Below are 14,656 nucleotides of genomic sequence, written 5' to 3'. Positions count from 1 at the left end.
AGCTTATGCCATCGGTCACGATGGCATAAGCTCCTTTTGTGTTGTTACAGGGTTTGCAGATGGGCGTTGGAACGATTGAGATAAAGCAAAGCCAACTCCAGTTTCATTTCGATGCTTTTTTTAAGATAATCCCATTCATCAGATCGTTGCTTTTTAACTAAAGCAATTTCCTTTTTGAAGGCATGCTGGTGTGACAGGGCGTGATCGTTTGATTATTGCCTGTTTTTAGAATCAGTGAAATATCGTTAGTCTCTGGATGGTTTTCATAATAGGTTGCAAATCGTGACTGTACCATTGTTATTTCCTTTCGTTAAACAAGATTCATATAACTGTAAAAGTAGTGCAAATTTTTGTTGCTAATTTGGTGTGTAACAGATCGACTGCTGATCTGTTTTTAGTATAAACGAAATTTGTTAAGGACTTTTGAACAAAATGTTAAGGTTTAATGAAGATTGTTAAATATAACAGAATAACAATTGGTTGATACGGCAGTTTATCAGCGCCGCTTTCCTTGTCAGGGGCGGTCTTTTATCTTATAATAAAGCAGATGACAAGAGTCAGGGTTCTCAGGAGAACCGTCTATTCGGAGACAAGGATTCACAGGAGGTATCGATTGACGCTTAAAAAAAACCTGAGCCAGTATTTTGGCTACGATACATTTAAAGAGGGGCAGGAAAAAATCATAACGGCAGTGGTTAGTGGCCAGGATGTGCTGGGGATTATGCCCACCGGCGGGGGAAAATCGTTGTGTTATCAGCTTCCGGCCATCGAGTTGCCCGGCATCACCCTGGTGATCTCACCGCTGATTTCACTGATGAAGGATCAGGTCGATGCCCTGGGGGAAATGGGCATCCCGGCCACCTTTTTAAACAGCAGTCTCGATGAGGCCAGTTATCAAAAACGGTTGACGGAGATCCGGGCAAATCGCTACAAGCTCCTCTATATTGCTCCGGAACGGCTTTGTGTTCCAGCCTTTGTAGAGTTGATGAGAGCGCTTTCGGTATCTCTGGTGGCGGTGGATGAAGCCCATTGTATCAGTCAATGGGGTCATGATTTCCGGCCCCATTACCGGGAGATCCCCGGTTTTATCGGGAGTCTTACACCCCGGCCGGTGGTGGCTGCCTATACCGCCACCGCCACGATCCCGGTTATAAAGGAAATCAAAGCGCTGCTGGCACTACGTGATCCGGTGGAATCAATTATCGGCTTTGATCGGCCCAACCTGCTTTATCAGGTGGTTAAGACCGGGGATAAGCTTGGTTATATTACCGACACCATCACCCGGATCTTTCCCGGTCAGGCGGGGATTATCTATTGTGCCACCCGCAAAACCGTTGAAAGCGTCACGGCCAGGCTGATTGGTCTGGGGTTTTCTGCTGGCGCTTATCACGGTGGCATGAGTCCCGAGGAACGGGAGCGTAATCAGCAGGATTTCATCAATGACCAGCTGCCGATCATGGTAGCCACCAATGCTTTTGGGATGGGGATCAACAAACCGGATGTGCGCTTTATCATCCATTACAATATGCCCCAGAATATGGAGGCCTATTATCAGGAGGCCGGTCGCGGGGGCCGGGATGGCGAGCCCAGTCACTGCACCATTCTTTATTCGCCAGCGGATATTGTTAAGCAGAAGCAGCTGATTGGGCTTAATCAGACTTCCCCGGAGCGGCAAACGTTGCTGTTTGAGAATCTCCAGTATCTGGTCGATTATTGTCACACCAATGACTGCCTCAGAAAAAGCATCCTCCACTATTTTGGGGAAGCGGCCGATTATGAGCGCTGCGGCAATTGCGGCAACTGTCTGGATCAGTCGGAAATGGTGGACATCACCCGGGATGCCCAGAAGATCCTGTCCTGTGTTTATCGGATGAAAAATCGTTTTGGTCTGAATATGGTGATTGCGGTGCTGCGGGGCTCCAAAAACAAAAAGGTATTGGAGCTGGGCTTTGATCAGCTGTCCACCTATGGCCTGATGGGCGAACAGAGCGCCGAAAGCCTCCGGGAAATGATTATGACCCTGGTGGCCAAGGGCTATCTTGTCGTCACTGCCGACGAGTACCCAGTACTGAAATTGACCCCAGCGGCGGGGCGGGTCCTGAAAGGCCACGAGACCGTCTTTCATAAAAAACACCTGCTTAATCTTACGGTCGCCAAAACTCGTAGCGCAGGCAAGGCCATCGCCCCGGTGGATTGTGATGCCGCTCTGTTTGAACAGTTGCGAACGCTGCGCCGGGAGATCGCAAAGGACAAAGCCCTGCCACCCTATGTGATCTTTCCCGATGCGGCTTTAAAAGAGATGGCCGCCTATTTTCCCCGCACCGAAGCCGAATTTCTAAACATCACCGGCGTCGGTCAGGCCCGCTATGATCATTATGGTTCGGTCTTTATCGAAGCGATTAGCCGTTTTGCTGATAACAATCCGATTACCCTCCGGCCCCGGCCGGAGCCAGTCGCGCCGGAACTCCGGGTGGCCCGGCCGCAAGCGGGAGAAAAGGAGCCGAAGACCGCTTCCTGGGAAATCAGCTACGAACTGTTTGCCGGGGGGCTGACGATTGCCGAAATCGCCAGGCAGCGGGAGCTGACGGAAAACACCGTCCTGGCTCACCTGATCCGCTGTGATCAGGAAGGTCGGACCATTGACTGGTCGGATTTTGTCGATCCCGAGAAAGAGCTGGAAATCATCAACGCCATCGGCACTGTTGGCCTGGAAGCCTTGCGACCGATCAAAGAAGCCCTGCCGGAGCACTATTCCTATGCCGAGATTAAAATTGTGATCCATAAAAATGGCTTACAGTAGATTGGAGAAACGATGACCTCGACAAGCTTAAAACTGATTGCCCTGATTTTGATGCTGCTGGACCACATCGGGCAGTTTATTCCCGGTGCTCCGCTGTGGCTCCACTGGGTGGGGCGGGTTTCAGCCCCGGTCTTTATGTTTTGTATGGCCTGGGGATTTTATTACACCCATGACCGCCAGAAATACCTGCTCAGGATGTATTTATTTGGGGTGGGCATGGCAATGATCGCCCTTATTTGTAATAATATCGTGGCTGATCCTTACGCCATGATGACCAACAATATTTTTGTAACCCTGCTGCTGGTGGCGGTGCTTGTCTGGCTGATTGAGCTGCGCAAAACCGACAAGCCCAAAGGCAACCGCTACCTGGCTCTGTTCGCCGGCTATCAGGTGTTGACCACGATTCTTTGTATTCTGATTGCTCAGATCGTGCCGCTGATGGGGATGATGAGCTTTGTCGGCGCCATCACCGGCAATCTGATTTTTAATGAGGGTAGTTTTATCTTTGTCTTTCTGGGAGTGCTGATCTATTTTAACCGCACCGACAAGAAGCGGCTGATCCTGTCCTATGGGCTGTTCTGTCTGGCTTTCCTGGGCCTGGAATGGTCGCTTGACCCCCGCCCAACGGCGCTGCTTTACAATAATTATCAGTGGATGATGATCGCTTCATTGCCGTTGATGTTGTCCTATAATGGTGAAAAAGGGCGGGGACTGAAATACCTGTTCTATGTCTTTTATCCGCTCCATATCGTGGTACTATATTTTATTGGAAATCTGTATTTCTAGATTGGCTAGTGCTATAACTGACAAAAAGCAACATTAAAAGTGTTATTGTTTTTCTGATAATTCTGTTATACTAGCCTTATCTTTTAAACAAAACGAATTAAAGAGGAGAACCAATGCCAGAAAAATTATTTAAACTTGAGGACTATTTTAAACGAATTCGCTATAGCGGTGGCACCCAGGTGTCGGCGGCAACCCTGAAACAGTTGCATCTTGGACATGTGAAGGCGATTCCCTTTGAAAACTTGGACGTTTATGCCAGAAAACCCATTTCCCTGGAGCTTGACGATCTCTTTAGAAAAATTGTCATCAACCATCGTGGTGGATACTGCTTTGAGATGAACGGCTTGTTTGCGGGGGTGCTGACCGAAATGGGATTTTTGGTCAGCAGCCATCTGGCCAGGGTCTATCAGGGCAGTTTTGACCATTCGGGAAAAACCCACCGGGTGCTGCTGGTAAAAGCCGATGGCCAGGCATGGCTCTGTGATGTGGGCTTTGGTGGTAATGGCCTGGTGGCCCCACTGTTGTTTGAAGAAGGTTTGGAGCAGGAGCATCTGGGCCGCTGTCATCGGCTGATGACCGATCCGGATTACGGTTACCGGGTGGAGTTTAAAACTGCAGCCGGTTTTGAGCCAATCTACGCCTTTACCCGGGAAGCCTGCTGTCCGGCCGATTATCTGATTGCCAATCATTATACCGCCACCTACCCGGAATCCTTTTTCCGGCAGGCAATGATGTGCGCTCTGGTCACCGAAACCGGCAAGATCACCTATTTTGATGGCCACTTAAAGATCATTGACGGTGAAACCCTGACCGAAACCACCATCACCGGCGACGCCGCCATCAAAGATACCCTAAAAAGCTATTTCGGGCTGGAACTGGCATAAAAACTGGTACAAAAAAAGCAACAAACCGGCATCAGTGGTTGTTGCTTTTTGTGTTTTAAGACTTATTTCTGGGTGGCCAGGAAGGCGTCAATTTCGGCGGCGGTGGGCAGGGATGGCTGGGCGCCGAGCTGGGTACAGGTCAGGGCCCCAGAAGCGCTGGCATATTTGGCTGCTTCAACCAGATCGCCCATTTCCACAAAGGCTTTCGCCAGGGTACCCGTGAAAGCATCCCCTGCGGCGGTGGGATCGATGGCATCAACCTTATAGGGGGGAACCATCACATCCAAACCTTCTCCGTAAAGGTAGGAGCCCCGTTCGCCCAGTTTCAGGACCACGAATTTGCAGCCATTGCGGGCCATCAGTTTTTGGGCAGCTTCCCGGCAGGATGCGTGATCGGCGGGATAGATACCGACCAGAGCCTTGGTTTCGGTCTCGTTGGGGGACAGGATGGTGACCGGGGGCAGTTTTTCTAGCGGATAATCCTGGGCCGGACCGGCATCCAGCACGGTGATGATGCCCTTTTTATTGGCCAGTTCAATGGCTTTGGCATTGGTTTCCAGGGGGATTTCAAATTGCAGTAGAACCGCATCAAAATCGTTTTCAAAAACATTTTCGAGTTCATCGGGAGGGGTCAGCATGTTAGCTCCGGGGAAGATGATCAACCGATTCTGGCCGTTGTCTTCCAGGGTAATGGCCACAAAACCGGTGTTGGCACCAGGCTTGGTGATCGTAAAGGTGGTGTCAACCCCTTCTTTTTTCCAGCAATCCAACAGGTATTCACCATTGGCATCATCGCCAATGGTGGCATAAGCAGAAACCTGGGCGCCGGTGCGGGCGGCGACCACTGCGGCATTGCTGCCTTTACCACCGGGAGCATTGCGGTAATCGTGTCCTAAAACACTTTCACTGGGTTCTGGTGCCCGTTCGCACCGAAGAATTAGATCCATCATTACACTGCCGACTAATAAAATTTTTGCTGCCATAAAAATAGCCTCCTTTTAAATTGACCGGGTCATCTCAGAATAAATCAAGCAATCCACTCTTGGCGAATACCAGACCATCAGTTATACAGATTGATCCCACTGATCTGAAAATATTACATATACCCCGGCGGTTTGTTTACATATGCAAACATTATCACGAGATGAAGACGCTGTCAAACAAATTGAATGAAAAAAAATCTACATCAATCTGGAAATAATTGAGCATTCAAAAGTTGAAAGGATATTATTTTGTGTTGCAGTAGTGAGACGTCAAAAGAGCAGTGATTATGGGAAGATGAAAGCCGAGGTGTTCTTTAGAATTGACAAAGGGATCGCTTTTGTTTAGAATTAGTTCAGCGAAAAGTGGTATTGTAGAGATGGACGATATCACTTTTTTTAGCAACCGGCGGTGGGCTCTGCCCGTGTTGACACAAGTATTGAAATGTTAAACAGGAGAAGAATTATGAAATTAAAAATTCCCAAGATGTCGAACAAGAAAATTCCCAAACCACTACTGATCGGCGGTATTGCCCTGATCGTTTTAGCTGTTGTTGCTGGTGTGGTGTTTGTGATTTTCGGCGGTGCCAAGAAAGAGGTCAGCACCGATCCCCTGAACCTTTATAATCAGGTGCTGGTGGGCATGACCAAAGAAGAAGCGGAAAAAATTCTGGCGGTTGAGGGTTCGGCCAAGGGAAAAGGTTTTAACTATATTGATGAAAACACCGGCTATGGTGTGACGGTAAGCTATGATACGGTGGCCAACACCGGTGAAGAAACAGCCGATTCGGAAGAAGCCCCGGAGATCGCAGTTTTCAAACAGCTCTATGTACCTGACGACACCTATCTGGACGGCCTGGTTAATGCTAATGTCACGGCAGATCAGGTTAATTCCCTTAAAGAGGGGATGGCTTATGAAGAGGTCAAGACCATTATGGGCGGCGTCGACGGAACCGAAATCAACTCAGCCTATAACAAAAAAGATCCCGCCAACGCCTACTCGGTGATGGCCTGGTTTAACCCCGACCACTCGGTGGCCTACCTGACCTTTCAGGGGTATCAGGGCTCCCTGAAAGTCTTTGAATTCCGGCCGGCGAAATAAAAAAAGCGCAACCAGTAACGGTTGCGCTGAAGTTATCAATAAACTACCGTACCGACCAATTGTTAATCTGTTGTTCGCCGCGGAATCGGACAGGCGTTGCCGTGTCCGCTCCGATGCGTACAACATGATCTAACAATTGTCGGTACTGGGTTAGCTTTTTTTGACAGTCTGAACGCAACCAGTAACGGTTGCGCTTTTTTTATGCGCCCTTTAGCACGTCGACAATGGCGGTGATGGTGGCATCGGCGTCAGCGTAGGGAACCTGGCAGGTGCCGACCATGTGATGTCCGCCACCGCCGTATTTGAGCATCAGCTTGCCAATATCAGCGGTGCAGGAGCGGTTTAAGATACTGTAGCCGCAGGCAATTGAAACATTCTGTTTTTGCTTGCCATCGACAATCCAGAGACTGACGTTCTGATCCGGGAAGAGGCTGTAAATCATAAAACGGTTACCGGTGTAGATGGTTTCGACGTCCCGCAGATCGGTGACGATCACGTTTGCTTCGATGCGGGTGTGGGCGTTGACCATTTCGGTAAAGAGGCGGGCCTGGTCATTGTAGAGCTCAACCCGTTCTTTAACATCCGGTAATTGCAGAATTTCTTCAATCGACAGATTGCGAAACAGGTTGATCAGTTCTTCCATTAACTGGTAGTTGCTGATCCGAAAATCCCGAAAGCGGCCCAAACCGGTGCGGGGATCGGAGATAAAGCCCAACAGAATCCAGCCAGTGGGGTTTAAAATCTCGTCCCTGGTCAGATTGCCGGAGTCCACCTTATCGACAGAAACAATCATGTCCCCGTAATGGGGGAATTTTTCGGCACCGCCATAATATTCATAGATAATTCGAGCGGCTGATGGTGCCAGACGGCTTTCACCGGCTACCCCGGGGTGCCACCCCATCCGGTCTTGCTCGGATGAATGGTGGTCAAACCACATCCCACAACCGGGCACATAGGGAACATTGGCCAGCACATCATTTTCGGTGGGGGAAAAGAGCCCGTCCTGCAGGTCTTTGGGATGTACAAAAATCCAATCGTCAATAATGCCGGCTTCTTTTAACAGCATGCCGCAGATTAAACCGTCAAAATCTGAACGAGTAACTAAACGCATATGAAACCTCCTAAGAAAAAATACTAGCTAAATGCTACCTTAAATTTAAAAGCCTCCGGGGCCACAGGGTGTCGACAAACTACCGTACCGACCAATGACCAAGGGGTCAGACCCTTGTTAATCTGTTGTTTCCTGCGGGTTCGGACAGGCTACGCCGTGTTCGCCCCGATGCAAACAACATGATATAACAATTGTCGGTACTGCTTTATTCACAAGTCTACAAGCCGCATGCCCTTTAGGATGTTAATGTCAGTAAGAATTTAGAAACAGTTGTTATATTGTACCATTTTAGAGAAAGATTTGCCATCCTTTCAAAGAAAAAAATAGTGGAACAATGGGGCGTTTAATTAAGCGTTTTAAGTTAGCTAAAAATAAAAGTTTGCATAATTAATTATTTCGTGTTATTATGTATAAGAACTTAAATTAACAGTAAATGAATTTAACAGTTTTATTTTTAATTGGTACTATGCTTTACAGTATTATCCTAATTTAGAAATGTAGTTGTTATCCGTATTACCAGGATTTAGGGAATAAAATTAGGAGGTACGCATGATGAATGGTACAGTAAAATGGTTTAACGCAGAAAAAGGATTTGGTTTTATTACAGGGGAAGATGGTAAAGATGTATTTGCACATTTCTCACAAATCCAATCGAGCGGTTATAAAACATTAGAAGAAGGTCAGGAAGTTTCTTTCGAAATCACACAAGGACCTAAAGGCCCACAAGCCGAAAATATTCAAGTTATTTAAGTAACAAGAACGTTTAAACTTATGCCTGAAAACGGCATAAGTTTTTTTTTATCCTGTCATCAATTTCGCGCGGAGCCCTGGGGTTGCCGTTTATGACCAGAGAAAAAGAGGGGTTTTATGTCGACCAATAACATAGAAGCGATGAAAAAAATTATTGAAGCGAAGAAAAAACAGAGCGCCCAGCAGGGCAACAAAACTGACAAAGCGGGTCAAACCAGAGTCAGTCAGCGAAAAGCCTTTAAAACAACCAAGCGTGGCGGCTTCTTCGACAAGTAAAGTAATTTTCTTAAAGAACGCTACTGGCGTTCTTTATTTATGATCAGGGTTGATCGACTACGGATCACCCGTATAGTATAGATATAAAAAGGAGTACCGATTGCAATTTAAAAATTTAGATATTATTGAACCGATTCAGAAGGCTTTAAAAGCTGAAGGTTATACCCAGCCGACACCAATTCAGGAGCAGGCGATTCCACCGTTGCTGGAAGGTAACGATTTATTGGGATGCGCCCAGACCGGTACCGGCAAAACCGCCGCCTTTGCGATTCCGATTTTACAGAAGCTTTCTTATCAACAGCGGAATCTCAAGGGCAACCGCCCGATTAAAGCGCTGGTACTGGCACCGACCCGGGAGCTGGCCTTGCAGATCAGTGATTCCTTTAAAGCCTATGGCAAGTTTCTGGGCCTTAAAACCCTGGTAATTTACGGCGGCGTATCGCAGAATCCCCAGACCAAAGCCTTATCCGCCGGGGTTGATATACTGGTCGCCACGCCGGGCCGACTGTTGGATTTGATCAATCAGAAGTACATTCGTCTGAACCAGATCGAGTCCTTTGTTCTGGATGAGGCGGATATGATGTTGGACATGGGGATGCTCCAGGAGGTTCGGAAAATCATCAAACATATGCCAGTGGAGCGGCAGAATATGCTTTTTTCAGCAACCATGCCAACAGAAATTGCCAAACTGGCAGGAACGATGTTAAATAAACCAGTCAAGGTTACGATTACTCCGGTGTCATCTACGGTTGAAGTGATTGAGCAGAATGTTTATCATGTCAATAAAGCCAATAAGATCAATCTGCTTAACCATCTGCTAAAAAACAAGGAAATTGTTTCGGCCCTGGTTTTTTCCCGGACCAAGCATGGGGCGGATAAAATCGTCAAACATCTGGAACGAGCCGGACACAAAGCCCAGGCCATTCACGGCAACAAATCCCAGAACGCCCGACAACTGGCCCTGAACAATTTCAAAGAACGTAAAACCCGGGTACTGGTGGCGACCGATATTGCCGCCCGGGGGATTGATATTGATGAACTGTCCCATGTTTTTAATTACGACCTGCCGGAAGTGCCGGAGACATATGTTCATCGGATTGGCCGAACCGGTCGGGCGGGCCTGGGCGGGAGTGCCATTGCCTTTTGTGACCAGGACGAAATGCCTTTACTGGCAGGGATCGAAAAACTGACCTTAAAATCCATTCCGGTGGTAGAAGTTCATCCCTTCCCGATGGTACCTGGGCCAGTGGAAGTCAATCCTGGCCCATCCCGACGCTCGCTCGGTCATCAGGGGGCTGCCCCCAAAAATCGACGCAGCCATGGTGACAGCCGGGGCAAAAAAGAGCGGGATCGATTTTATGCCAAAAGCAAGAAAAAAGATAATCGCAGTAGCCTGAATAATTAGGCTTAATCGGGGTATCAAAAGATTGAGCACGCTTTAAATAGTGCTTGACGAATGCTGGTCATAACCAGTAAAATTAACAAATAGGGATTTTTTCGATTCGATTAAAAAGGCGGTGGATTTATGGGAAATATTAGAGTGATGATAGTCGATGATTCAACTTTTTCAATAGCAGTGCTTAAGCGGATGCTCCAAAAAGACGGAATTGAAATAGTGGGCACAGCCCTGAATATGAGCGAAGCAATCCAGAAAGCTCAGGAAATTAAACCAGATTTGATAACAATGGATATGACCTTGCCGGATGGTGACGGCATCGAGTGCTCAAAACAAATTTTAAAACATTTACAGGGCACCAAAATAATTGCCATCAGTGCCATGATGGATGAGGAAATCATCCAGCGGGCCCGAAAGGTCGGGATCAAAGGCTATCTGCAGAAACCGGTGGATCAAACTGATCTGGATGCTGCCATTGAACGGCTTTTTGAGGGTGAAGAGCTGTATGGAATCCTAAAAAATAATTTCGAAGAAGCCTTTAAAGAATCAATTTTCAGTTTTCTAAAACGGGAAATCGGCGGAGAAGTGATCGTTGAAAAGCTTGCAGATCATCCGATGACCACCAGTTCTTCGGGAATTTCGGTAGCCATTGGGATCATTGGCCGTCACGACGGCCGCCTGATTATGGATATGTCCGAGAATACGGCGCTGGCCATGACCCGGAAAATATTACAGGATGATGGCCAACAGATTGATGACGCCATTAACTTTTTAAGCGAATTTACCAATGTCATTGGCGGCAATGCCTGTTCGCTCTTAAATGGCCTTAATCGTTCCTTTGGTTTACGGGTTTCACCGCCAACCGTCTTTCGGGGCAAGGACATTATTATTTCGATTGGGGATATAATGAGCGAATCCTTTGTGATTAAAACCGATCTTGGGGACGTCTTTATGAATGTCGGCTTTCAAAAGGGGGATGTGGAATGGATGTAACAATTATTAATCCTTTTATCGCTTCCATTACTGATGTGATGCCGCAATTGGGTTTTTCGAACATTAATTTAAAAGAACAAAGCGAAAAAACAAAAAAAATTGTGGCCAGCGGGATTGTTTTAACGCTGGGGATTGTTGGCGATAAAAAGGGCAATGTCGCCTATGCCATCGATACAGAAGGGGCGAAACAGATTGCCTCGATTATGATGATGGGGATGCCGGTGGAGGAACTTGATGATATGGCCAAGAGTGCCATTTCCGAGCTGTCCAACATGCTAACCGCCAATGCCGCCATCAATTTCTCCAATGAAAATATCGTGGTCGATATTTCGCCGCCAACCATGCTGACGGGTGAAAGCATTGAACTGAGTATGAGTAAGGATCAGGTCATGTGTGTGGAATTTGATGTCGATGGTATCAAGATTGAAATCAATGTGGCTTTGGATTAAGCATTAAATTATTTTAAATAATACGAAAAAGAGCCTCTTCCAATGTGGATGAGGCTCTTTTTTTATTATAGGTAGGTGGGAGATAGGATGTTTACCTGTTCAATTCAAATTTGCTGACCATGTTTTTAAGCAGTTCCGCCTGGCTGTAGAGCTCTTCGCTGGCGGCGGCGCTTTCTTCGGCGGTGGCAGAGTTTTGTTGAACCACCTGGGCCACCTGGTCGATGCCGACGTTGATCTGGCTGATGGAGGCCGTTTGTTCATTGGAGGCGACATCAATTTTGCTAACCAGAGCAGCGACCTTGGCCACGCCGGATACAATTTCATCAAGGGATACGGCGGTATCGTTGGCGATCCGGGTGCCTTCAGAGACCTTGTTAATGGAGCCTTCAATCAGCTCGGTGGTTTGCTTGGCGGCTTCGGCGCTGCGACCGGCCAGGGTTCGAACCTCTTCGGCGACCACCGCAAAGCCCTTGCCCTGCTGTCCGGCCCGGGCCGCTTCAACGGCGGCATTTAAGGCCAGGATATTGGTCTGGAAGGCGATATCATCGATAACCTTGATGATATTGGAAATCTTCGCTGAAGCGTCATTGATTTCGGCCATCGAACCCAGCATCTGCTGCATCTGGCGATTGCCGTTTTGGGCATTCTGCTGGGCGGCCAGCGTCAGCTGGTTGGCCTGATTGGCGTTAATGGCGTTTTCCCGGGTTTGGACGGCCACCTCTTCAATGGAGGCATTGAGCTCTTCCATGGAACTGGCCTGCTCGGTGGCGCCTTGCGCCAGGGCCTGACTGCCGTCAGAAACTTGCCGGGAACCGGAGGCGACCTCATCGGCAGAATGATTGATGTTACCAAGGATCTCGTTAAGTGAGGCCATCGTATCATTTAAGGAATTCTTGATAATCGCATAGGAGCCCTGGTAATCGCCTTCCATCGGCTGGGTCAGATTGCCAGCGGCCATTTGAGCCAGCACGATGGCGGCTTCGTTGATGGGTTGTTCGATGGCGTCCAGAGTCTGATTAAAGCCTGAAACAATGTCCCGATATCCGCCGGAAAAGCGGGTAGGCATCGCTGCGAATCTGCAGATTACCACTGATTCCTGCCTCGGCCAGATTGCGGGACTCGGCAATCAAATTCTCGATGGTGGTCAGGGTGGCAATGACTGAGGGGATCAGCTTATCGTTATCCGAACGTTTGCCGACGGCCACAAACTCGGCCAATTGGCTGGTATCGCCATTGGAAATATCAATAAAGGCATCCTGAACGGTAAGCAGTCGAGAATGAACCAGATTGATTTCGGCGGCAAACTCGGCCATGCTGCCCTGATAATGGCCAGTCATCGACAGGGTGTAATCATTGGCGGCCATTTTAGTCATCACCTGGCGGGCCTCATTAATCGGTGCCAGCAGGGAATTTAGGGTGTTGTTAAAGCCTTCGATAATTTTGCGGTAATCGCCACTATGGGTGGTGGCATCGGCCTGGATTTCCAGTTGCCCGGCGGTGGCCGCCTGGGCCAGCATGTTGACATCGGCAACCAGGGCCTTGATATTATCGATACAAGCGTTCAGGTTTTCTTTAATGGTATTAAAATCGCCGTGATAGGTGGCGGTGATTTTTTCCGGCAGTTGGCCCCGGCTGATCTTATCGACGTAGTCAGCCGACATGTTGAGCGGCTCAACCACGGCATCCAGGGTATTATTGACGCCGACTACAATATCCCGGTACTTGCCCTGGAATTTATCGGCATCGCCCCGAATTGATAAGTGACCATCGGTGGCCGATTGGGTTAACATGTTGACTTCGTTTTCGAGGTTTTTAAGGTTGTCCACCACCTCAATCAGACTCTTGGATTGGATGTCTTTGTCAGACTTGACATCGACGGCCACATTCAGATTACCTAGGGAAATCTGTTCAAGGGTGGCGATATTTTCCTGAATATTTTCCGACAGCTTCTGGAAGGACAGCCCCAGCTGTCCCAACTCATCCTGACGGTTGACAATGTCGGCGGGGATTTGACTGTCAAAATCACCCAGTTCGGCTTTTTGGAAAAGGTCGGTAATCAGGACAATCGGGTTGACCACCCCTTTGACCTGTTTGATAATGATAAAGCTCAGCACAATCAGGGTCAGAAAAAACAGTCCAATGAGCTGAAAAATCAGCATCATAATCGGGGCGTTGAGTTCGCTTTGGGGTTCCATAATGGCCAGCGTCCAGCCAGTGGCAGGAATTGGCGCATAATAAATGTTGTTTTTACCGGCCGCATCGGTGAACGCTCCGGATCCAGCGTCTCCACTGAGGATGTTTTCGCTCAGGGCGGCCAGACTGGTGTTGGGATCCTCCCGCAGATTGACGCTCATGGCCTTTTCGGCATCGGCATCGGCAATATAAAGGCCGTCCCGATCAACCAGAAAGGCCCGACCGGTCTCGCCGACCTTGATCTCACTGATCATTTGCTGGAGGCTGGAAAGATCGATGTCGCCGGTGACCACGCCTTTAAACTGCTGGTTGCTGTCATAAAAGCCCTGAGTGGCCGTAACCAGAGAAATCCCCAGGGTTTCATCCTGATAGGGTGGTGACCAGGCCACCGCCTTGTTGTCGTTTTTCCCGGCCAGATACCATTCCTGGTTAGGATAATCGTAGTCGTCGGTACTGTACAGGGCTTCGGCAAAGCTGATATTCTCGCCATCCCGATAAGCATAGGGACCGAAATACTTCATTCCCGGCTGATAGCCGTTATAGTCATACCAGACTCCGACCCCGTAGGTATCGGGATTCAGGGCCACAAATTGGGTTTGCAGGGCGCTGTATTCAGCTGGGGTCATCTGGGTGCCGTTGACCCCAATGGTGGTGCCGAGGCTTTCGACCACCTTGCTGTGTTTGTCCAGGGCCTGTTCCACCTCGGTGATGGTCTGAGTGAGTTGCAGATTCATCTGTTCTTTGATTTGCTGGTTTTCGGTGGTGATGCTTAAAACGGTGACGGTGATACCGATCACCAGAAGGCCAGGGCGACAAAAATAATCACCATCGAGGTGATTTTATTACCGATGGAATGCTTGTTAAAAATCTTCATTGTGATTTCCGCCTTTGAATTTTTTTGTATTGTTATTCTATACCACATTTTAGCGTATTCTA

The 14,656-nt window shown here is 48.4% G+C and carries 13 protein-coding genes; 9 read left to right on the top strand and 4 right to left on the bottom strand.

The genetic code is table 11. The features are described from left to right. Positions 1–613: 613 nt before the first annotated feature. The 3 genes from recQ (at position 614) to CHL1_RS09695 (ending at position 4,470) form a co-directional block, all read left to right on the top strand. Positions 614–2,800 (top strand): DNA helicase RecQ, encoded by a 2,187-nt coding sequence (gene recQ / locus CHL1_RS09705; RefSeq protein ID WP_250932603.1) that lies wholly within the window; start codon positions 614–616, stop codon positions 2,798–2,800. Positions 2,801–2,812: 12 nt separating this feature from the next. Beyond that, positions 2,813–3,586, top strand: coding sequence for a TraX family protein (locus tag CHL1_RS09700; protein WP_148636535.1), 774 nt, complete (start codon positions 2,813–2,815; stop codon positions 3,584–3,586). Between the two features lie 113 nt (positions 3,587–3,699). Next, positions 3,700–4,470, top strand: coding sequence for an arylamine N-acetyltransferase family protein (locus CHL1_RS09695; RefSeq protein ID WP_250932601.1), 771 nt, complete (start codon positions 3,700–3,702; stop codon positions 4,468–4,470). 62 nt (positions 4,471–4,532) lie between these two features. Here CHL1_RS09695 and CHL1_RS09690 read toward each other — a convergent pair whose 3' ends face one another. After that, positions 4,533–5,453 carry a PfkB family carbohydrate kinase gene (locus CHL1_RS09690; RefSeq protein ID WP_250932599.1) on the bottom strand — a complete coding sequence of 307 codons (921 nt, stop codon included), beginning with the start codon at positions 5,451–5,453 and terminating at the stop codon, positions 4,533–4,535. 463 nt (positions 5,454–5,916) lie between these two features. Between CHL1_RS09690 and CHL1_RS09685 the strand changes: the two genes are divergently transcribed. Then, entirely contained in the window at positions 5,917–6,552 is a 636-nt protein-coding gene (locus CHL1_RS09685) for a hypothetical protein (protein WP_250932597.1), read from the top strand. Positions 6,553–6,751: 199 nt separating this feature from the next. Here CHL1_RS09685 and CHL1_RS09680 read toward each other — a convergent pair whose 3' ends face one another. Continuing rightward, positions 6,752–7,663 (bottom strand): DHH family phosphoesterase, encoded by a 912-nt coding sequence (locus tag CHL1_RS09680; RefSeq protein WP_250932596.1) that lies wholly within the window; start codon positions 7,661–7,663, stop codon positions 6,752–6,754. A 552-nt stretch (positions 7,664–8,215) separates the two neighbouring features. On the opposite strand from CHL1_RS09680, the gene CHL1_RS09675 reads away from it, so the two are divergent. From CHL1_RS09675 to CHL1_RS09655, 5 genes are all read left to right on the top strand, one after another. After that, complete coding sequence (locus CHL1_RS09675) at positions 8,216–8,413, top strand: cold-shock protein (protein WP_070369908.1); 198 nt, start codon at positions 8,216–8,218, stop codon at positions 8,411–8,413. 117 nt (positions 8,414–8,530) lie between these two features. Then, entirely contained in the window at positions 8,531–8,689 is a 159-nt protein-coding gene (locus tag CHL1_RS09670; protein ID WP_187389155.1) for a hypothetical protein, read from the top strand. Between the two features lie 100 nt (positions 8,690–8,789). After that, positions 8,790–10,094, top strand: a complete 1,305-nt coding sequence (locus CHL1_RS09665) for a DEAD/DEAH box helicase (protein ID WP_228883644.1) — start codon at positions 8,790–8,792, stop codon at positions 10,092–10,094. 120 nt (positions 10,095–10,214) lie between these two features. Continuing rightward, positions 10,215–11,078 (top strand): response regulator, encoded by an 864-nt coding sequence (locus CHL1_RS09660; RefSeq protein WP_228883646.1) that lies wholly within the window; start codon positions 10,215–10,217, stop codon positions 11,076–11,078. Beyond that, positions 11,069–11,527 (top strand): chemotaxis protein CheX, encoded by a 459-nt coding sequence (locus tag CHL1_RS09655; RefSeq protein WP_070369862.1) that lies wholly within the window; start codon positions 11,069–11,071, stop codon positions 11,525–11,527. Before CHL1_RS09660 ends, CHL1_RS09655 begins: the two co-directional genes overlap by 10 nt. A 91-nt stretch (positions 11,528–11,618) precedes the next feature. On the opposite strand, the gene CHL1_RS09650 is transcribed toward CHL1_RS09655, so the two are convergent. Both CHL1_RS09650 and CHL1_RS09645 read right to left on the bottom strand, forming a co-directional pair. Then, entirely contained in the window at positions 11,619–12,593 is a 975-nt protein-coding gene (locus CHL1_RS09650; RefSeq protein ID WP_250932592.1) for a methyl-accepting chemotaxis protein, read from the bottom strand. After that, positions 12,544–14,517: a cache domain-containing protein gene (locus CHL1_RS09645; protein WP_250932591.1), complete on the bottom strand. Its 1,974-nt coding sequence runs from the start codon at positions 14,515–14,517 to the stop codon at positions 12,544–12,546. The genes CHL1_RS09650 and CHL1_RS09645 overlap by 50 nt, the downstream gene beginning before the upstream one ends. Between the last annotated feature and the right edge of the window lie 139 nt (positions 14,518–14,656).

This window comes from Acetobacterium wieringae (assembly GCF_023700225.1).
GTDB lineage: Bacteria > Bacillota > Clostridia > Eubacteriales > Eubacteriaceae > Acetobacterium > Acetobacterium wieringae.
This window is presented reverse-complemented; position numbering and strand designations above follow the sequence as displayed.

Excerpts from the sequence above, each read along its gene's own strand:
- CHL1_RS09690 (WP_250932599.1), bottom strand. The coding sequence starts at position 5,453 with ATGGCAGCAAAAATTTTATTAGTCGGCAGTGTAATGATGGATCTAATT.
- CHL1_RS09695 (WP_250932601.1), top strand. The coding sequence starts at position 3,700 with ATGCCAGAAAAATTATTTAAACTTGAGGACTATTTTAAACGAATTCGC.
- CHL1_RS09660 (WP_228883646.1), top strand. The coding sequence starts at position 10,215 with ATGGGAAATATTAGAGTGATGATAGTCGATGATTCAACTTTTTCAATA.
- CHL1_RS09680 (WP_250932596.1), bottom strand. The coding sequence starts at position 7,663 with ATGCGTTTAGTTACTCGTTCAGATTTTGACGGTTTAATCTGCGGCATG.
- CHL1_RS09670 (WP_187389155.1), top strand. The coding sequence starts at position 8,531 with ATGTCGACCAATAACATAGAAGCGATGAAAAAAATTATTGAAGCGAAG.
- CHL1_RS09655 (WP_070369862.1), top strand. The coding sequence starts at position 11,069 with ATGGATGTAACAATTATTAATCCTTTTATCGCTTCCATTACTGATGTG.
- CHL1_RS09650 (WP_250932592.1), bottom strand. The coding sequence starts at position 12,593 with ATGCCTACCCGCTTTTCCGGCGGATATCGGGACATTGTTTCAGGCTTT.
- CHL1_RS09685 (WP_250932597.1), top strand. The coding sequence starts at position 5,917 with ATGAAATTAAAAATTCCCAAGATGTCGAACAAGAAAATTCCCAAACCA.
- CHL1_RS09700 (WP_148636535.1), top strand. The coding sequence starts at position 2,813 with ATGACCTCGACAAGCTTAAAACTGATTGCCCTGATTTTGATGCTGCTG.
- CHL1_RS09675 (WP_070369908.1), top strand. The coding sequence starts at position 8,216 with ATGAATGGTACAGTAAAATGGTTTAACGCAGAAAAAGGATTTGGTTTT.